Consider the following 2,500-nt stretch of genomic DNA (forward strand, 5'->3'; position numbering starts at 1 on the left):
GCTCGTTAATTCTTGGTACCATTTTCATACGTCCGAGTAGTAAAATCTACATTTTCATTCTTAACTTTAAAATATAAAACGACAACTTAGAAGCGGACTTTATGGTAAATAAGAAATACTACACATTTCCGGTTTACAGAATGTGCGGCGTTTTACTTTTGAGATGTAGGTTTTTTCATGAATCCAAGCACGGTTCGACTGAATTTCAAATTGAATCTGATTCGCCACCTTCGAGATGGTAAGAGAATGACTCTCGAAGAGCTTGTTAGCATAACCGGAATCAATAATCGAAAAGATTTAAAAGAACAATTGGGAGAACTTTTCTTTCTTGGAGCGACTCCTCACATTGCCGACTTGATTCAAGTCGATTACGACTCAGAAACAGACACCTTCGGTTTGATTCTACCGTTTCGTTTTGACTCCAGTTTGCGTCTGAGTATTCGAGAATGGTTGACTCTCAGAAAAATTTTAGAGGAAGTTACGGAAACCAGCTCCGATTCACAGACAAATTCAACGGCTCGAAAAATACTACAGAAAATCGTTTCGATTGTTCCGGTTGCCGGGCAGGAAGCGCTTTCTAGTTACAAAGCCGATATTCAAGAAGCGATTCGAAACGAAAAGTCTCTGAGCCTTGAATACCAATCCAGAACAGGAGAGAAACCCACTCGGAGAAAAGTAGATCCTTGGTTTCTATTTCATTCTTTAGAAGATTATTTATTAGGATATTGTCATGAACGAAACGCCCCCCGCAACTTTCGTCTGGACAATATTCTTTCTTTAAAAATCGGTTCGGATCCGATCTCACAACCGGCCGGTCAAAAAAAATCGGAATACATCCGTGAGTTCGAGGAGTTTCGAAAAAATCGAGAGAATTCGTCCGGAATCGCAGAAATCTGGCATACTAAGGAAGTGTATTATAATCTAAACCGTAAACTTGACTTAGAAAGAACTGATGAAACAAAAAAGCTGAATCATGTCGTTTATTATTTATCCAAGGCAAAAATTCGGGAGGAAAACTGGTTTTTGGAAACGCTCCTCCCATTTGGAAAAAATGTCATCTTGAAAAGTCCTACACATTTGGTGAAGCGGATTCTGGGAGAAATAGAATCAATTCTTCGCTAAAAACGATGATACCGCTATTTCTGTTTTTCAGAAATATTAGAAAAATATGAAGTCCAAAGAAATTCGGTGTTTTTATGTTCTTCCAGATTGTTTTTCTTATCTTTAGAACTTGTCTTAACGCTTCAAAATAAATAAGGCACGGATTAAACAATAGAATTGTTGAAAATCTCAGATTAGAAAAACGACTTCAGTTATCCATTTAAATACAAAAAGAAACGAAAGAAAAAGCTGACTGGTTTTGGACAAGACTATGAATGTGAAAAAGAAAATCGCTTCAGACTTGCAAGCAATTTTGCCGAACAAACCACGGTACAGAACTTTATGTTTATCTAGGCCTTTGCCCAACAAGCCGATGTCTCTTCGGCGATTCGAAACTTGGCAGAAGTTCCTATTTGAACTTTCGGTTGGAGCAAAAGGGAATTCAGTGTTTCTATTTTTTCATGAATTGATAAGGAGCTGCCTTTGATTTCTCCGGCTAAAATCAATCTCGGCTTAGAAATTCCGTTCAAACGTCCGGACGGGTTCCATGAAATTCGAAGTATATTTCTAAAAATTTCTTGGGGAGACGATATCGAAATTGAACCCGCGGATAACGGAGTTTTCGAACTTTTTTCCGAAAATGAAATCATATTAGAAAAACGAAAACTATACGACCGGGTTTCGGAGATAGGCGACATCAAAAAAAATATTCTTTATAAAACTTTTATGAAGGCAAGATCCCTTTTCCCGGAACTTCCAGGAGTAAAAATCCATCTTACAAAAAGGATTTCTCCGGCTGGTGGCCTCGGAGGAGGAAGTACGAACGCGGCTTCTTTATTAAACTTCCTTTTTTCTTGGCGTTCCTTTTTTACTTCCGACGACATGCGCGCACTTGCGGCCGAAATAGGCTCGGATGTTCCTTTTTTCTTAGGAGAAGGACATGCGTTCGTTACCGGAAAGGGAGAAATTTCGAAAGAGATCGAGGTTCATCCCGGCCAAGGAATCCTTGCTTTAACTCCGCAAGTGATGAACACAGCGGAAATGTACACCTTGTTGAAAAAACCTTTACAAGAGAGTGCTTCTCAGAAAAATGGAAACACTCTGTCGGAAAGTCTGATTTCTGTTCTAAAAAACGGAGACTGGAGCGCTCTACAGAGTAGGCTCTTGAATGATTTTGAGCCGGTTGCCTTCCAACTTCATCCGGAATTGGGAGTTCTCAAGGACAAATTCCTGGAGTTTGGATCCAGTTATTGTTCTTTGACCGGCTCGGGTTCGAGTATGTACGGGCTGGTTCAGGGTCTTGAGATCCAAGAAGAACTGTTGCACAGACTGAGGCAGGAATTCTCAAATCTCACATTCGTACGATTTAATTTTTAGAAACTGGGCTGTCGCCAAGTGG

General features: G+C 39.8%; 2 protein-coding genes and 1 tRNA gene (1 of these 3 cut by a window edge). All 3 read left to right on the plus strand.

The features are described from left to right. The first annotated feature begins 177 nt into the window (after positions 1–177). Positions 178–1,122, plus strand: coding sequence for a helix-turn-helix transcriptional regulator (locus tag LEP1GSC062_RS12405; RefSeq protein WP_010579082.1), 945 nt, complete (start codon positions 178–180; stop codon positions 1,120–1,122). A 462-nt stretch (positions 1,123–1,584) separates the two neighbouring features. Next, complete coding sequence (locus tag LEP1GSC062_RS12415) at positions 1,585–2,478, plus strand: 4-(cytidine 5'-diphospho)-2-C-methyl-D-erythritol kinase (protein ID WP_020984460.1); 894 nt, start codon at positions 1,585–1,587, stop codon at positions 2,476–2,478. 4 nt (positions 2,479–2,482) lie between these two features. Further along, positions 2,483–2,500, plus strand: a tRNA-Gln gene (locus LEP1GSC062_RS12420) (it continues 58 nt past the right edge of the window).

Source organism: Leptospira alexanderi serovar Manhao 3 str. L 60, assembly GCF_000243815.2.
GTDB lineage: Bacteria > Spirochaetota > Leptospiria > Leptospirales > Leptospiraceae > Leptospira > Leptospira alexanderi.

Bases quoted from the DNA above. Each gene is read 5' to 3' on its own strand.
- LEP1GSC062_RS12405 (WP_010579082.1), top strand. From the start codon at position 178: ATGAATCCAAGCACGGTTCGACTGAATTTCAAATTGAATCTGATTCGC.